A 14,922-nucleotide genomic window follows, 5' to 3' on the forward strand; every position below is an offset into this window, starting at 1 on the left:
AATCCTCACGAAACGAGAAAAATGTTCAAAACGACGCTGCTTTTTTTCGCGACCGCGCTGTGCGAAATCATCGGATGCTTTTTGCCGTGGCTCTGGCTAAAGCGGGGCGCTTCCGCGCTGCTGCTGATCCCGGCGGGTGTGTCCCTGGCCCTTTTTGTCTGGCTGCTCACCCTGCATCCGGCCGCCAGCGGGAGGGTATATGCGGCCTACGGCGGAGTGTACGTCTGTACCGCGCTGCTGTGGCTGCGCGTTGTCGATGGCGTCAGGCTAAGCCTGTATGACTGGGCAGGCGCGCTGATTGCCCTGTGCGGCATGTTGATCATCGTGGCCGGTTGGGGACGCGCATAAGCGTCCTTATAGTGTGATCGCCCGCTGATTTTACGATCATTATACTTGTATGGTAGTAGTGTAGTTGCGTAAATTTCCTGCATCACAACGAGCGATGTAAGGAAATGGATTATGAAGATTGTCGGGGCTGAAGTATTTGTCACCTGCCCGGGGCGTAACTTTGTCACCCTTAAAATCACCACCGATGAGGGCATTGTCGGCCTGGGTGATGCCACGCTGAACGGACGTGAACTTTCCGTTGCCTCCTACCTGAAAGATCACCTGTGCCCTCAGTTGATTGGCCGCGATGCGCACCGCATCGAAGATATCTGGCAGTTCTTCTATAAAGGCGCTTACTGGCGTCGTGGTCCGGTCACCATGTCAGCGATTTCTGCCGTGGATATGGCGCTGTGGGACATTAAGGCGAAAGCCGCGAACATGCCGCTCTATCAGCTTCTGGGCGGAGCCTCCCGGGAAGGGGTGATGGTTTATTGTCACACCACCGGGCACACCATTGACGACGTGCTGGAAGATTATGCCCGTCATAAAGAGATGGGCTTCAAGGCAATTCGCGTGCAGTGCGGCGTGCCGGGAATGAAAACCACCTACGGCATGGCAAAAGGAAAAGGGCTGGCGTATGAGCCAGCGACCAAGGGCGCCTGGCCGGAAGAGCAGCTATGGTCCACTGAAAAATACCTCGACTTCACGCCGAAACTGTTCGACGCAGTGCGCAGTCAGTTCGGCTTCAATGAACATCTCCTTCACGACATGCACCACCGTCTGACGCCCATCGAAGCGGCGCGATTCGGCAAAAGCATTGAAGAGTACCGTCTGTTCTGGATGGAAGATCCGACTCCCGCTGAAAACCAGGAGTGTTTCCGCCTGATCCGCCAGCACACCGTCACGCCAATTGCGGTGGGGGAAGTGTTCAACAGCATCTGGGACTGCAAGCAGCTGATTGAAGAGCAGCTCATTGACTATATCCGCGCCACCATAACCCATGCGGGCGGCATCACCGGGATGCGTCGCATTGCGGACTTTGCCTCACTTTATCAGGTGCGTACCGGCTCACACGGCCCGTCGGATCTGTCGCCGATTTGCCACGCCGCGGCGCTGCATTTTGACCTGTGGGTACCGAACTTTGGCGTGCAAGAGTATATGGGGTATTCGGAGCAGATGCTGGAAGTGTTCCCGCACAGCTGGCGCTTCGATAACGGCTATATGCACCCGGGCGACAAGCCAGGGCTGGGCATTGAGTTTGATGAGAAGCTGGCGGCGAAATACCCGTACGATCCGGCTTATCTGCCGGTGGCTCGTCTGGAAGACGGCACCCTCTGGAACTGGTAAACGAGGAGCGAATGATGAAAAGCGTAGTGATCCAACAGCCGGATGTGCTGGTGATTGAAGAGCGTCCTCTCCCGTTGCCGGGCGCAGGCGACGTCCGCGTCAAAATTAAGCTCGCCGGTATTTGCGGTTCAGACAGCCATATCTATCGCGGGCATAACCCGTTTGCGAAATACCCGCGGGTAATCGGTCACGAGTTCTTTGGCGAAATAGACGCGGTTGGCGAAGGCGTGGAGGGCACCCGACTGGGCCAGCGCGTTTCGGTTGATCCGGTGATCAGCTGCGGGCACTGCTACCCGTGTTCCGTTGGAAAACCGAACGTTTGTACTTCGCTGGTGGTACTGGGCGTCCACCGTGACGGCGGCTTCAGCGAATACGCCGTGGTGCCGGCGAAAAATGCCTGGCGCATTCCGGATGCGATCCCTGACCACCACGCGGTGATGGTTGAGCCATTCACCATTGCCGCCAACGTGACGGGGCAGGCGAAACCCACCGAACAGGATGTGGCGCTGATTTACGGCGCAGGCCCGATGGGGCTGGTCACCGTGCAGGCGCTGAAGGGCGTTTACAAGGTGAAGCAGGTCATCGTGGTGGATCGCATTGATGAGCGGCTGGAGATGGCGCAACGCAGCGGCGCAGACTGGGTCTTCAACAACGGCGAGCATTCTTTACAGGCCGCGCTGGATGAAAAAGGCATCAAGCCGACGTTAATCATCGATGCTGCCTGTCATCCGTCCATTTTACAGGAAGCGATTACGCTGGCGTCTCCGGCGGCGCGCATCGTGCTGATGGGCTTCTCCAGCGACCCGAGCCAGATTGTGCAGCAGGGGATCACCGGCAAAGAGCTGTCGATCTTCTCTTCGCGCCTGAATGCCAACAAATTCCCGGTGGTCATTGACTGGCTGGAAAAAGGGCTGATCGACCCTGAAAAACTGGTCACCCATACATTTGACTATCACCACGTTACAGACGCCATCGAACTGTTTGAAAAAGACCAGCGGCAGTGCTGCAAAGTCTTGCTCACGTTCGACCAATAATAATTCACGCGGTTAAGAGCCTGCGAAGACAGGCTCTCAGTGGTACGCATCTTACCTTGCAGAGATAGCCATTATGACTCAAGCACAACCTCAAAGAAGTACGTCAGATCTGGTGAAAGCCGCCGTATCTGGCTGGCTGGGCACCGCCCTGGAGTTTATGGATTTCCAGCTCTACTCCCTTGGCGCCGCGCTGGTGTTTCATGAAATTTTCTTCCCTGAGCAGTCCGCGGCCATGGCGCTGATCCTGGCGATGGGCACCTACGGCGCAGGCTACATCGCGCGTATTGTCGGGGCATTTATCTTCGGCAGAATGGGCGACAGAATTGGCCGTAAAAAAGTGCTGTTTATCACCATCACCATGATGGGGATCTGCACCACCTTAATCGGCGTCCTGCCAACCTACGCGCAGATCGGGATTTTCGCACCGGTGCTGCTGGTGACGCTGCGTATTATTCAGGGGCTGGGCGCGGGGGCTGAAATCTCCGGCGCAGGCACCATGCTGGCCGAATACGCCCCGAAGGGTAAACGCGGCATCATCTCCTCGCTGGTGGCCATGGGCACCAACTGCGGGACGCTGAGCGCCACGGCGATCTGGGCCGTGATGTTCTTTGCCCTCGATCGTGAAGAACTTATTGCCTGGGGCTGGCGCGTGCCGTTCCTCGCCAGCGTGGTGGTGATGATCTTCGCCATCTGGCTGCGTATGAACCTTAAAGAGAGCCCGGTGTTTGAGAAGGTAAACGATGCCGAAGCCGTTGCGCCGGTTGCTGCGCAGGATACCTCGGTCGGCGCGATGTTTAAGAGCAAATCGTTCTGGCTGGCGACGGGGCTGCGCTTTGGTCAGGCCGGTAACTCTGGGCTTATCCAGACCTTCCTTGCCGGGTACTTGGTACAGACGCTGTTATTTGATAAGGCGATCCCAACCGATGCGCTGATGATCAGCTCGATTCTTGGCTTCGTCTCCATCCCGCTGCTGGGCTGGCTGTCCGATAAAGTGGGGCGCCGTCTGCCATATATCATCCTTAACATTTCAGCCATTATTCTGGCTTACCCGATGCTGTCGATTATCGTCGATAAGAGTTACGCGCCGGGCGTGATTATGCTCTCTATCATCGTTATTCATAACTTTGCGGTGCTCGGGCTGTTTGCGCTGGAAAACATCACCATGGCGGAGATGTTTGGTTCGCGAAACCGCTTTACCCGCATGGCGATCTCCAAAGAGGCGGGCGGTCTCGTGGCGGTAGGCTTTGGTCCGGTGCTGGCGGGGATCTTCTGCAATATGACCGGGTCCTGGTGGCCGATTGTGGCGATGCTGGTGGCGTACTCGCTGATTGGGCTGGTCTCCGCTTTGCTGATGCCAGAAGTGCGCGACCGCGATTTGAGCCTGGTGGAAGATGCAGCTGAACCCCTGCGCCAGAGCGATACCGCAGTGAAGCAGCGGAAATATGGAGCCCTGTCATGAGTTTTATTAACGATAACTTTATGATTGGCAATGCGAGAGGTGTTGAACTTTATCGTAACGTCGCGAAAGCGCTGCCAATTATTGATTATCACTGTCACCTGGACGCGAAAGATATCTTCGAGAATAAAAATCTCGATAATATTACCGAACTCTGGCTGGCTGGCGATCATTATAAATGGCGCGCCATGCGCGCCAACGGTATTGACGAAAAATACATTACGGGCGATGCCCCGGCGGAGGATAAATTTGCGGCATGGGCTGAAACGGTCGAAGCGAGCTATGGAAATCCGCTCTATCACTGGACTCATTTAGAACTTCACCACTATTTTAACTGTGACGAACCGCTGGGCAGGCATAACTGGCGTGAAATAATGGAGCGCTGTAATCTGCTATTGCAGCAGCCTGATTTTACGCCGAGGGAACTCATTAAACGCTCCAGGGTAGAAGTTATTTGTACGACAGATGCTCCGCTTGATGATTTACGCTACCATCAATTATTGCGTGATGACGCGACGTTCAACGTTAAGGTATTACCGACCTTTCGTCCGGACGATGTTTTTGCGCAAAACGAGGAACAGTTTGCCGACTTTATCGATCGATTAGGTGAGACGACAGGATCTAAAATCCAGACATTCAGCGATTTTGTTAAGGGAATGAGCCAGCGTATTGCCTGGTTCCACGAAATCGGGTGCCGAATTTCCGATCACGGACCCGTGGAGATCCATTTTCAGTCAGCAGATGAAAGTCAGGTTGAATCCGTGTTTGCCCGAAAGCGCCGGGGTGAAAATCTGGACGCCCGTAATAATGCGATTCTTGACAGTGCCATTTTTATTATGCTGGCGCATAATTACAGGCAGCATAACTGGGCAATGCAGATACACTTCGGTGCGATTCGCAATAATAATTCCCGCATGTACCGTTCTTTGGGTAGTAATACTGGTTTTGACTCGCTGACCGATCAGTCGAATCTTGCGGCCAATCTCAACCAACTCCTGGATGCAATGGCGCAGGCTGAAGCTTTGCCCAAAACCATTCTATATAACCTCAACGCCAGCTATAACGATATTGTCGCGACGACTATCGCTAATTTTCAGACTGCGGAATTGGGCGTTAAATCGCCGATACAGTTTGGCTCCGGATGGTGGTTTAACGACACTCAACGCGGAATGGAAAACCAGCTACATAGCCTTGCGGATCAGGGGCTATTAATGAATTTTGTCGGTATGTTAACCGATTCCCGTAGTCTGGTTTCGTATACTCGCCACGATTATTTCCGTCGTATTTTGTGCAATATCATTGGTGGCTGGGTGGAGCGTGGTGAAGTTCCGGATAATAACACCATCCTAACGAAGATGGTTAAAAATATTTGCCATGATAATGCTGAAAACTATTTCAGATTCTAAATTCTACTCACTGAGTGGGGATGGAACATGTCTCGTACTGCAAAAAAAATTACTATTCCGGTTAGTATCGGCTACGGACTAACGGATATTATGGGCGGCGGTGCCTTTACCGTTATCGGCGCCTGGTTATTATTCTTCTATACGACATTTGTTGGGTTGTCACCGGTTGAAGCGGCGTCTATTGTTGCTATAGCGCGCATTGTCGATGCTATCGTTAGTTTGTTTATGGGAAGTTTCACTGACCATTTTTACAAAAACTATTTTGGTAAAAAATTTGGTCGCCGACGTTTCTTTTTGCTGATCGGTGCACCGTTGATGCTGGTCTATGCATTGCTGTGGCTTGATGGCATGACATACGGTTTTTATCTCGCCGTCTATCTAGCATTTGAAATTATTGCTGCAATGGTACTGATCCCGTGGGAAACGTTACCGTCAGAAATGACAAAAGACTTTAACCAGCGGACCAAACTCTCTACCTGTCGCATGTTTCTTTCAGCGTCCGGGACGTTTCTGGCGACATTTATTCCCGGATTACTGATCGGCTATTTCGGGGAAAACAGCGCCCATGCCTACCTCATAAACGGCGTTATTTTTGCTGTACTGTTTATGGTATGTGTATTCATCTCGTGGAAAGTGACCTGGGAACGCGAGTTGACGCCGGAAATGCTCTCCGGGTTGGAAAAAAACACACGCCCACAAACAGCAGGAGAGAAGCTGGCTGCCTTTGGACGACTTTTTAAGGAGTATGGTTCCACCCTGAAAATCCGGGCCTTCAGGAAACATCTCGCCATCTATCTGCTGTCGTTTACCGGCAAAGATGTCTACAACACGGTATTTGTATTTTTCTGCGTCTACTGTCTGAATGTCTCTTCCTCACTGGCAGGCACGCTGCTGTCGATGAGTATTGTGGGGCTGCCCGTCACGTTAATTGCGGGTATAGGGATCATCAGATATGGGCCATCAAAGCTATATGTATTTGCCTATTCACTGATGTTGCTCTGTTTGGGGGGCTTCTTTGCCGTGTACCAGATCCCTGCGTTGAATACCGTCGCGACGCTGGTCATTCTGGCCGGGGTGTATCAGGTGGGGCGCTGCGTCCTTGAGTTTACACCGTGGAACGTGTTCCCGTTCATTCCAGATATCGATGAAATGGTCAGCCGTCAGCGTCGTGAGGGACTGTTTGCCGCGGTAATGACATTCTCCCGAAAAACCACGGTCGCTATTGCCACCTTTATTGTGGGTCTCCTGTTACAAAGCGGCGGATTTGTAAAAGGGAGCCAGACGCAGCCAACCGAAGCCATCCACACCATCGCAATGCTGATGTTCATCGGCACTGCTGCCTTGCTTATCCTGGCCCTGTGGCAGGCTCTGACATTTAACCTGAACAAGCGTACGCACAAAATCTTTGTGGATGAGCTGGATCGCCTGAAAGCCAACGGCTCTCCCCAACGCGTATCCGCCGAAGCTCGCCGGGTCGTGGAAGATTTAACAGGCTATTCCTACGACAGGTTGTGGCGTGAGCCGACGGTCCGGTCCGGCGAGCAGACGGTGCGCACCCCTGTATGAGCTGGTTTATATCTTTTGCCAGATGTCACACAACTTGATTTTTATATCACACCACTTGGCCGAAAGTTAATGTAAATCAATGTTCATGGCAGCATAACCAGTATTGTGATCGGCAGGATAAAGTAATGACACTGCCATTCTAGTTGGTTTAGTCAACCGGCGCAGCCGCACTGTCACCAGAGCGGCTGCGGATCTCAGCGTTCATAATTAACGAGTCTCAATCATGGAAAACCGTTTATTACAGGCGAAGGCAACGCGTCCTCAGTACGATCGCGACAGCCTCAAGGCACGCATTGTTCATTTAGGGTTTGGCGCGTTTCACCGTGCGCACCAGGCGGTGTACACCGATATACTCGCCGCAGAACAGGGCAGCGACTGGGGTTACTGCGAAGTTAACCTGATTGGCGGCGAACAGCAGATCGCCGATCTGAAGGCACAGGATAATCTTTATACCGTAGCAGAGATGTCTGCCGATGCGTGGACGGCGCGCGTGGTCGGCGTCGTCAAAAATGCGCTGCATGCGCAGGTCGACGGCCTTGAAACCGTGCTGGCGGCGCTGTGCGATCCGCAGGTCGCCATTGTTTCCCTGACCATCACCGAGAAAGGGTATTGCCACTCCCCGGCAACCGGACAACTGATGTTCGATCATCCGTTAATCGTTGCCGACCTGCAAAACCCCCATCAGCCGAAATCTGCGCCAGGCGTAGTGGTTGAAGCGCTGGCGCGGCGTAAGGCGGCGGGGCTGCCAGCATTCAGCGTGATGTCATGCGATAACATGCCGGAAAACGGCCACGTGATGCGCAATGTCACCTGCGCCTACGCGCGCGCTGTTGACGGCGAACTGGCCGACTGGATTGAAGCGAACGTCACCTTCCCGTCAACCATGGTGGACCGTATTGTGCCCGCCGTCACGGCTGAAACGCTGGATAAAATTGAACAGCTGACCGGCGTACGCGATCCGGCAGGTGTCGCCTGCGAGCCGTTCCGCCAGTGGGTGGTTGAAGATAATTTCGTCGCCGGACGTCCACAGTGGGAAAAGGCCGGTGCGGAACTGGTTTCTGATGTCATTCCGTTTGAAGAGATGAAGCTGCGTATGCTTAACGGCAGCCACTCGTTCCTGGCCTATCTCGGCTACCTGGCCGGTTATCAGCACATTAACGACTGCATGGAAGATGAACATTATCGCGCAGCCGCGCATGCGCTGATGCTGAAAGAGCAGGCGCCGACGCTGAAAGTGAAGGGGGTGGATTTAGCTCACTATGCCGACCTGCTGATCGCACGTTACAGCAATCCGGCCCTGCGCCACCGCACCTGGCAAATCGCCATGGACGGTAGCCAGAAATTGCCGCAGCGGATGCTCGATTCCGTGCGCTGGCACCTTGTCCACCAGAAACCCTTCCCGCTGCTGGCCCTCGGTGTTGCGGGCTGGATGCGTTATGTCGGCGGTGTGGATGAGCAGGGTAACGCGATTGAGGTGAGCGATCCGCAGCTGGCGGTGATTCAGGCGGCGGTAAACGGTAGCGCTGAAGACGAAAGCCGCGTTAGCGCGCTGTTGGGCATTGAGGCTATTTTCGGTAACGAGCTGCCGAAGGACGCGGTGTTTGTGGCTGCGGTCATGCAGGCCTATCAAACGTTGCTGCAAAAAGGCGCGAAGGCCACGGTTGCTGAGTACGCCTCCCGGCTTTAACGCGATGACATGCCGCCGTCCGCGGCGGCATGTCGGGGCGCAGCTTAGTGCATCCCCAGGCGAATCAGCTCAATCGGTTCGAACTTACCTTCGCATCCTTCGACTTCAACCGTTTTACCACGACGCACCTGCTCGGCATTAAGGCCGTCGCTGTGGATCGCTTTAATCACGCCGAACTGGCCTGTGCCGCTAATCATGACGCGGCTGCCAGTGGTGATTGCATTTCGGTTACGGTCGTATGTCATCATGGTATTTTCTCCTCTCGTACTTATCCGTTACGGCGCTAATTCAACGGCTGCCGTTCACGGGGCACTATTAATACGCCTCTCTTTAACGAAATTATTTGCTTTTGATCAAGCTCACACTTTTTTCTTATTTCATGCAGGCGTTGACGGTTCAGGACACCACTTTACAAAGCGGACAGTTATTTTCCTTAATTGATAGTTTCCGGGTGCAAGTGTTTAGGCTTTGTTTATATCCACAATGTCATTCTGGAGGCAGAAAATAACCCTTCATCGGAAAAGGAGTCAGGCTTATGTATAAGAAAATTTTGATGCCTGTTGACGTGTTTGAAATGGATTTGAGCGATAAAGCGGTACGCCACGCGGTCAACCTCGCGAAGACGGAAGGCGCGACGATCACCCTGGTCAACATTCTCCCGAACAGCAGCCGTTCGTTACTGCGGGGGTTCAATGCCGATATTAAGAAGTTCGAAGAGTATATGACCGCCGAGTCTGATAAGAAGATGAAGGCGCTGAAACGGCTCTTTGATATGTCCCCGGACAATATTGACTGTGAAGTTCGCTTCGGCAACGTACGCGATGAAATCATCAAGCTCAGCAAAGAGGGGAAATATGATGTCATTGTTATCGGATCAAAAAATCCGAGCATTACAACCCATCTGCTGGGTTCGAATGCTGAAACTATCCTGCGCTACGCCACTATTCCGGTATTAGTGGTCCGCTAATTACTTCGCCGCAACCGAAAGGGGGCGGCGAGGTTTTATTCTTCGCTGAACCACTCGCGGTTTTCCTGGCGAATTAACTGAACTGACTCACTAATTTCCTGAAGGTGAAGCGTCATCGCTTTATCTACGGCTTCCACGTCGCGTTTTTCCAGCGCGCTGAAAATATCATGATGCTGGCGCAGCAACATCTCTGGCGGAGAAACATGGTCGAGGCTCATGTAGCGCACGCGGTCGATGGTAGCTTTGATGTTTTCGACGGTATCCCACGCGAGCTGGCACTCGGCGATCTGCGCCAGTTTCTGGTGGAACTCGTCGTCCAGCTGGAAAAAGTCGTTTAACTGTTTGCGGTCGATGGCGATTCGTTGCTGATGCAGGTTTTGCTCCAGCAGGTAGCACTGGTTATCGTTGATGAGCGACGCGGCGCGACGCACCACGGCGCACTCGATGGCCTGGCGAACAAAACAGCCATTCCGTACCTGCGAAAGCGAAATTTTATTTACATAGCTGCCGCGCTGAGGGCGGATCTGAATAAGGCCGTTTTCTGCGAGCTTAATAAACGCCTCACGTACGGGCTGACGGGAAACGTCAAAACGTACCGAAACCTCTTTTTCTGAGAGTGGCGTTCCCGGTGGGATCAGGCAGCGAACAATATCACGGCGTAAGATGCGATATATTTGCTGATTAACGGGCTGGGTAGGATTAAGTTGCGATTCAGCGGCCATGGGTTGTGATTTCTCAGAGAGTTAACCTGAACATACTACCATTCTTTTCCCTGCCATCACATACCCGGCCCGCAGGCCGGGCAGGGTAAATTAACCGCGATGCACGCTGAGTCCGGCATAGGTCTGGCTGACGGGCATCATCTCAACCGTATTGATGTTGACGTGCTTCGGCAGGGTCGCGACCCACCAGACGGTTTCGGTGATATCTTCCGGCGTCAGCGCATTCGCGTTTTCATAGGTTTTATCCGCTTTCGCGTCGTCGCCTTTGAAACGCACGTTGGAGAATTCAGTTCCGCCTACCAGACCCGGTTCAACATCGGTCACGCGGATCGCGGTTCCGTGCAGGTCGGTGCGCAGGTTCAGGCTGAACTGGCGGACAAAGGCTTTGGTCGCGCCATAGACGTTGCCGCCCGCGTAAGGCCAGCTTCCGGCGGTGGAACCGATGTTAATGATATGGCCACGGTTACGTTCAACCATGCCCGGCAGCACGGCGCGGGTCATGTACACCAGCCCTTTGTTGTTGGTGTCGATCATGTTTTCCCAGTCTTCCACGCTGGCTTTGTGGGCAGGCTCCATGCCCAGCGCCAGGCCAGCGTTATTGACCAGCACGTCAATTTCACGCCATTCGGCAGGCAGGTTGGCAATCATCTCTTCGATGGCGGCGCGGTTGCGGACGTCCAGCTGCGCGGTCAGAATGCTGTCACCCAGCTCGTCTTTTAGCTCCTGCAAACGCTCCTGACGACGCCCTGTTGCAATCACTTTGTGTCCGTTGGCGACGAAGCGACGCGTGATGCTTTCACCAAAACCCGCTGTCGCCCCGGTAACTAAAATAATCATCTCACTGTTCCTCAACGCTTTTTGTGTTGTACTAACATAGCACGCTCTCCGGCACGTCGTTAAGGCAACATTTGTATGACGCCATTGCAGGCCGGCGCAGGCTGGCCTACTCTGGGGAGAAATACCGTGCTCAGGAGTAAACGATGTCGGTCAACAATCCTTTTTTTGAAATTAGCCTGTTGCCTTATCAGGCGCCACGTTTTGATGCGATTAACGACAGCCATTATCGTCCGGCATTTGATGAAGCAATGCGCCTGAAGCGTGCAGACATTGACGCGATTATCGCGCAGCGCGCCGCGCCGGACTTCGACAATACCGTGCTGGCGCTGGAAAAGAGCGGGGCCATGCTGTCGCGCGTGAGCAGCGTGTTCTTCGCCATGACGTCCGCACACACCAACGATGATCTTCAGGCACTGGACGAGCAGTTCTCCACCGAACTGGCCGGGCTGGCGAACGATATCTGGCTAAACGATACGCTTTTCGCCCGCGTGGAAGCCGTCTGGCAGGATCGCGAGGCGCTGGATGCCGAATCCCGACGACTGACGGAGGAGATGTATCAGCACTTTGTTCTTGCTGGCGCGCGTCTGAATGCCGATGAAAAAGCCGAGCTGAAAGCCCTGAATACCGAAGCCGCCACCCTGACCAGCCAGTTCAACCAGCGCCTGCTGGCGGCGAACAAGGCGGGAGGGCTGGTGGTGGACGATGTTCACCAGCTTGACGGGCTCAGTGCGGAGGAGGTGGCTGCCGCGGCTCACGCTGCCGCAGAAAAAGGGCTGACGGATCGCTGGCTGATCCCGCTTTTGAATACCACGCAACAGCCCGCGCTGGCGGCGCTGTCGTTGCGCGAGACCCGTAAAAAGTTGTTCAGCGCGGGCTGGGAACGCACTCAGAAAGGCGACGAAAACGATACGCGCGAGCTGATCCGTCGGCTTACCGGGTTACGGGCAAGACAGGCGCAGCTGCTCGGCTTTGACAACTATGCGAGCTGGAGCATTGCCGATCAGATGGCGAAAACGCCGGAAGCCGCGCTCGAATTCATGCGCGGGATAGTTCCTGCGGCACGCGGCAGGGCCGCGCTGGAGCAGGCGGATATTCAGAAGGTCATCGACGACGAGCAGGGTGGTTTTACGGTACAGGCCTGGGACTGGGCGTTTTATGCCGAACGCGTGCGCTCAGCGAAATACGCGCTGGATGAGTCGCAGATCAAACCCTATTTCGCACTCAATACCGTGCTGGAAGATGGCGTATTCTGGACCGCCACGCAGCTGTTCGGTATCCGCTTTGTCGAGCGTTTTGATATTCCGGTTTACCACCCGGATGTTCGCGTGTGGGAGATTTTCGACCACACGGGTGAAGGCATGGCGCTGTTCTACGGCGACTTTTTCGCGCGTGATTCCAAAGTGGGCGGCGCGTGGATGGGGAATTTTGTTGAGCAGTCTTATGAGTTTGCCGCGCGTCCGGTGATTTATAACGTCTGCAACTATCAAAAACCGGCGAACGGGCAGACCGCGCTGATCTCCTGGGATGATGTGATTACCCTGTTCCACGAGTTTGGCCATACCCTGCATGGCCTGTTTGCCAGCCAGCGCTATGCCACGCTTTCAGGCACCAACACGCCACGTGATTTCGTTGAATTTCCTTCGCAAATCAATGAACACTGGGCCAGCCATCCGCAGGTGTTTGCGCACTTTGCTCGTCACTATCAAACAGGCGAACCGATGCCGGATGCGCTGCGGGAAAAAATGCTCAATGCGACCCAGTTTAATAAGGGTTATGACATGACGGAGCTATTGAGCGCCGCGCTGCTGGATATGAACTGGCACGGCATTCAGGAGCCCGTTGAAGACGTGGAAGCCTTTGAAGCCGCCGCGTTGAAAAAAGAGGGGTTGGATCTTCCAGCCGTACCACCGCGCTATCGCAGCAGCTATTTCGCCCATATCTTCGGCGGCGGCTACGCGGCAGGGTATTACGCCTATCTCTGGACGCAGATGCTGGCGGACGATGGATATCAGTGGTTTGTCGAGCAGGGCGGTTTGACGAGCGAAAACGGACAGAAATTCCGCGAGGCGATTTTGTCCCGCGGCAACAGCACTGATTTAGCTGAACTTTACCGGAACTGGCGCGGGCACGATCCGAAGATCGAACCGATGCTGGAGAATCGCGGATTGAGTGCGTAAGGCTTATTTAGTGTGGGAACAGAACCGGGCGCGAGGCCCGGTTTTTTCTTTCCCAAAATGAATCCTTAATTCTGCGAAATTTGCAGGAGGATAGGGGTCAGCTTCACGTAGCTACACCTTTACTTTTACCCAGTAAGGATCCCCGCGACTTTAGAACATCTGGCGCTTTAACTCGGCTTTATCCGTTGGCCGGACTAAAGATACTGCTTCAGCGTCCACGTTTATAAGTCAGCCATCCCTCACAGGATGGCTGTATATTGTTTAATTTAATGAAATACGAACCACACTATCCGGGCCTTTCGTCGTGTTGTCGTCATTGAAGTCCTGCTTCACGGTTACGTATAACGTTTTACCGTCCGGTGTTACCAGAAGACTGTTGGGATGGCTGGTGAACGTCCAGCTGTTTTTCACAGCATAGCTCCCGGCGTCAAGCTGCAACACCTTCCTGGATTCGCGCTGAGTGATGAAAATTTCGTTGCGCTCAGCGTTAAACTTTATTCCCAGCGCATCGCCTTTAAGACGCTTGATAACTTTCCCGCTGCGCTCATCAAATACCAGTGTGGTTTTGGCTTTTGAATCATCAGTCACGAACAGGCGCCCGGTGGCCGGATCTTCTGCCATATTCAGGAACAAATACGCTTTTTTATCTCCCGGCGTCCAGCGCTGTTCGATTTTATACGTCTCCGGGTTAATCACCAGAATTTCACCGCCGCCATTGGCGGCATAAAGGCGGTCTGTCAGCGGCGAATAAATAATCCCCGTCACCCATTTCCCGGCATTTTCGATTCGGGCTTTTAGCGTCATGGTGTTGGCATCAACCACGGAGATAAACCCAGGGTCGGCAACGCCGCCGATAAACAGTTGTCCCTTGTGGAAGAGGATTTCACGCGCACCAACCGGGTCGCCATCCTTGTCTTTGCCTTCAAACATCAGGCGCTGTAGCACCTTGCCGCTTTGCACGTCCACTTTCGATACCCCGCCATCAAGGGTGTTGGTGGTGTAGTAGACCTTGCCATTATCGTCCGCTGCCATGCCGAAGTTTTTCAGGTCGGTGTGGGTTTCACCTTGCGTGGCAAGCGTTGTGGGATCCAGTTTATAGAGCACCCCGCCGTTGACGTTTTTGAAACTCTGTGCGCTCGCAACGTACAACGCGTTTGCCGTTGGGGAGTAAACCATCTCATACAGACCGTCAGCGAGTTCGCGCTGCTTGAGCTCAGCCGAACCCGGGAGGGCTGCTGACGCCGTTGCGCTCAGGGTTAACGCCGCGGTAAGAATGCTTAAGCCCCATGTCTTTCCTTTTAGCCAATGGAATGTGTTCATTTTTTGTTCCTGTCATGCGCGAGCCGCGCTGATTTTGATAAATATACATTTATTTACATTTAACTTACAAAATTAC

General features: G+C 53.9%; 13 protein-coding genes. 9 read left to right on the plus strand and 4 right to left on the minus strand.

Annotated features, from left to right (window positions below; translation table 11 throughout):
• Positions 1–21 precede the first annotated feature (21 nt).
• The 7 genes from L463_RS08345 to L463_RS08315 all read left to right on the plus strand — a co-directional run bounded on the left by L463_RS08345 (position 22) and on the right by L463_RS08315 (position 8,823).
• A complete protein-coding gene (locus L463_RS08345) occupies positions 22–348 on the plus strand; it encodes a YnfA family protein (RefSeq protein ID WP_003857412.1) in 327 nt (108 codons plus the stop codon).
• A gap of 111 nt (positions 349–459) precedes the next feature.
• Entirely contained in the window at positions 460–1,674 is a 1,215-nt protein-coding gene (gene manD, locus L463_RS08340; RefSeq protein ID WP_017384541.1) for a D-mannonate dehydratase ManD, read from the plus strand.
• Between the two features lie 14 nt (positions 1,675–1,688).
• Positions 1,689–2,708 (plus strand): Zn-dependent oxidoreductase, encoded by a 1,020-nt coding sequence (locus L463_RS08335; protein WP_023296536.1) that lies wholly within the window; start codon positions 1,689–1,691, stop codon positions 2,706–2,708.
• A 73-nt stretch (positions 2,709–2,781) separates the two neighbouring features.
• On the plus strand, positions 2,782–4,167 hold the full coding sequence (locus tag L463_RS08330; RefSeq protein WP_032104058.1) for an MFS transporter: 1,386 nt from the start codon (positions 2,782–2,784) through the stop codon (positions 4,165–4,167).
• The gene (gene uxaC, locus L463_RS08325) at positions 4,164–5,570 is read left to right on the plus strand and encodes a glucuronate isomerase (protein ID WP_023296537.1); all 1,407 of its coding nucleotides are present in this window, start codon (positions 4,164–4,166) and stop codon (positions 5,568–5,570) included. The genes L463_RS08330 and uxaC overlap by 4 nt, the downstream gene beginning before the upstream one ends.
• 27 nt (positions 5,571–5,597) lie before the next feature.
• Positions 5,598–7,136: an MFS transporter gene (locus tag L463_RS08320; protein WP_015570613.1), complete on the plus strand. Its 1,539-nt coding sequence runs from the start codon at positions 5,598–5,600 to the stop codon at positions 7,134–7,136.
• Between the two features lie 223 nt (positions 7,137–7,359).
• Positions 7,360–8,823 carry a mannitol dehydrogenase family protein gene (locus tag L463_RS08315; protein WP_032104057.1) on the plus strand — a complete coding sequence of 488 codons (1,464 nt, stop codon included), beginning with the start codon at positions 7,360–7,362 and terminating at the stop codon, positions 8,821–8,823.
• 44 nt (positions 8,824–8,867) lie between these two features.
• Here L463_RS08315 and ydfZ read toward each other — a convergent pair whose 3' ends face one another.
• Positions 8,868–9,071 carry a putative selenium delivery protein YdfZ gene (gene ydfZ, locus L463_RS08310; RefSeq protein ID WP_003857405.1) on the minus strand — a complete coding sequence of 68 codons (204 nt, stop codon included), beginning with the start codon at positions 9,069–9,071 and terminating at the stop codon, positions 8,868–8,870.
• Between the two features lie 287 nt (positions 9,072–9,358).
• On the opposite strand from ydfZ, the gene L463_RS08305 reads away from it, so the two are divergent.
• A complete protein-coding gene (locus L463_RS08305) occupies positions 9,359–9,790 on the plus strand; it encodes a universal stress protein (protein WP_032104056.1) in 432 nt (143 codons plus the stop codon).
• Between the two features lie 35 nt (positions 9,791–9,825).
• Here L463_RS08305 and L463_RS08300 read toward each other — a convergent pair whose 3' ends face one another.
• Together L463_RS08300 and ydfG are read right to left on the minus strand one after the other, a co-directional pair.
• Positions 9,826–10,512, minus strand: a complete 687-nt coding sequence (locus L463_RS08300) for a GntR family transcriptional regulator (RefSeq protein ID WP_003857403.1) — start codon at positions 10,510–10,512, stop codon at positions 9,826–9,828.
• A 90-nt stretch (positions 10,513–10,602) separates the two neighbouring features.
• Positions 10,603–11,349 (minus strand): bifunctional NADP-dependent 3-hydroxy acid dehydrogenase/3-hydroxypropionate dehydrogenase YdfG, encoded by a 747-nt coding sequence (gene ydfG, locus L463_RS08295; protein ID WP_022647991.1) that lies wholly within the window; start codon positions 11,347–11,349, stop codon positions 10,603–10,605.
• Positions 11,350–11,492: 143 nt separating this feature from the next.
• On the opposite strand from ydfG, the gene dcp reads away from it, so the two are divergent.
• Positions 11,493–13,526, plus strand: a complete 2,034-nt coding sequence (gene dcp / locus L463_RS08290; protein WP_032104055.1) for a peptidyl-dipeptidase Dcp — start codon at positions 11,493–11,495, stop codon at positions 13,524–13,526.
• A 261-nt stretch (positions 13,527–13,787) separates the two neighbouring features.
• On the opposite strand, the gene L463_RS08285 is transcribed toward dcp, so the two are convergent.
• Positions 13,788–14,846: a YncE family protein gene (locus L463_RS08285; RefSeq protein WP_017694072.1), complete on the minus strand. Its 1,059-nt coding sequence runs from the start codon at positions 14,844–14,846 to the stop codon at positions 13,788–13,790.
• Between the last annotated feature and the right edge of the window lie 76 nt (positions 14,847–14,922).

Source organism: Enterobacter sp. BIDMC 27 (assembly GCF_000534415.1).
Classification (GTDB): domain Bacteria; phylum Pseudomonadota; class Gammaproteobacteria; order Enterobacterales; family Enterobacteriaceae; genus Enterobacter; species Enterobacter hormaechei_C.

Bases quoted from the DNA above. Each gene is read 5' to 3' on its own strand.
- ydfG (WP_022647991.1), bottom strand. From the start codon at position 11,349: ATGATTATTTTAGTTACCGGGGCGACAGCGGGTTTTGGTGAAAGCATC.
- L463_RS08330 (WP_032104058.1), top strand. From the start codon at position 2,782: ATGACTCAAGCACAACCTCAAAGAAGTACGTCAGATCTGGTGAAAGCC.
- L463_RS08305 (WP_032104056.1), top strand. From the start codon at position 9,359: ATGTATAAGAAAATTTTGATGCCTGTTGACGTGTTTGAAATGGATTTG.
- L463_RS08320 (WP_015570613.1), top strand. From the start codon at position 5,598: ATGTCTCGTACTGCAAAAAAAATTACTATTCCGGTTAGTATCGGCTAC.
- L463_RS08315 (WP_032104057.1), top strand. From the start codon at position 7,360: ATGGAAAACCGTTTATTACAGGCGAAGGCAACGCGTCCTCAGTACGAT.
- L463_RS08285 (WP_017694072.1), bottom strand. From the start codon at position 14,846: ATGAACACATTCCATTGGCTAAAAGGAAAGACATGGGGCTTAAGCATT.
- L463_RS08345 (WP_003857412.1), top strand. From the start codon at position 22: ATGTTCAAAACGACGCTGCTTTTTTTCGCGACCGCGCTGTGCGAAATC.
- manD (WP_017384541.1), top strand. From the start codon at position 460: ATGAAGATTGTCGGGGCTGAAGTATTTGTCACCTGCCCGGGGCGTAAC.
- L463_RS08300 (WP_003857403.1), bottom strand. From the start codon at position 10,512: ATGGCCGCTGAATCGCAACTTAATCCTACCCAGCCCGTTAATCAGCAA.
- dcp (WP_032104055.1), top strand. From the start codon at position 11,493: ATGTCGGTCAACAATCCTTTTTTTGAAATTAGCCTGTTGCCTTATCAG.
- uxaC (WP_023296537.1), top strand. From the start codon at position 4,164: ATGAGTTTTATTAACGATAACTTTATGATTGGCAATGCGAGAGGTGTT.
- ydfZ (WP_003857405.1), bottom strand. From the start codon at position 9,071: ATGATGACATACGACCGTAACCGAAATGCAATCACCACTGGCAGCCGC.
- L463_RS08335 (WP_023296536.1), top strand. From the start codon at position 1,689: ATGAAAAGCGTAGTGATCCAACAGCCGGATGTGCTGGTGATTGAAGAG.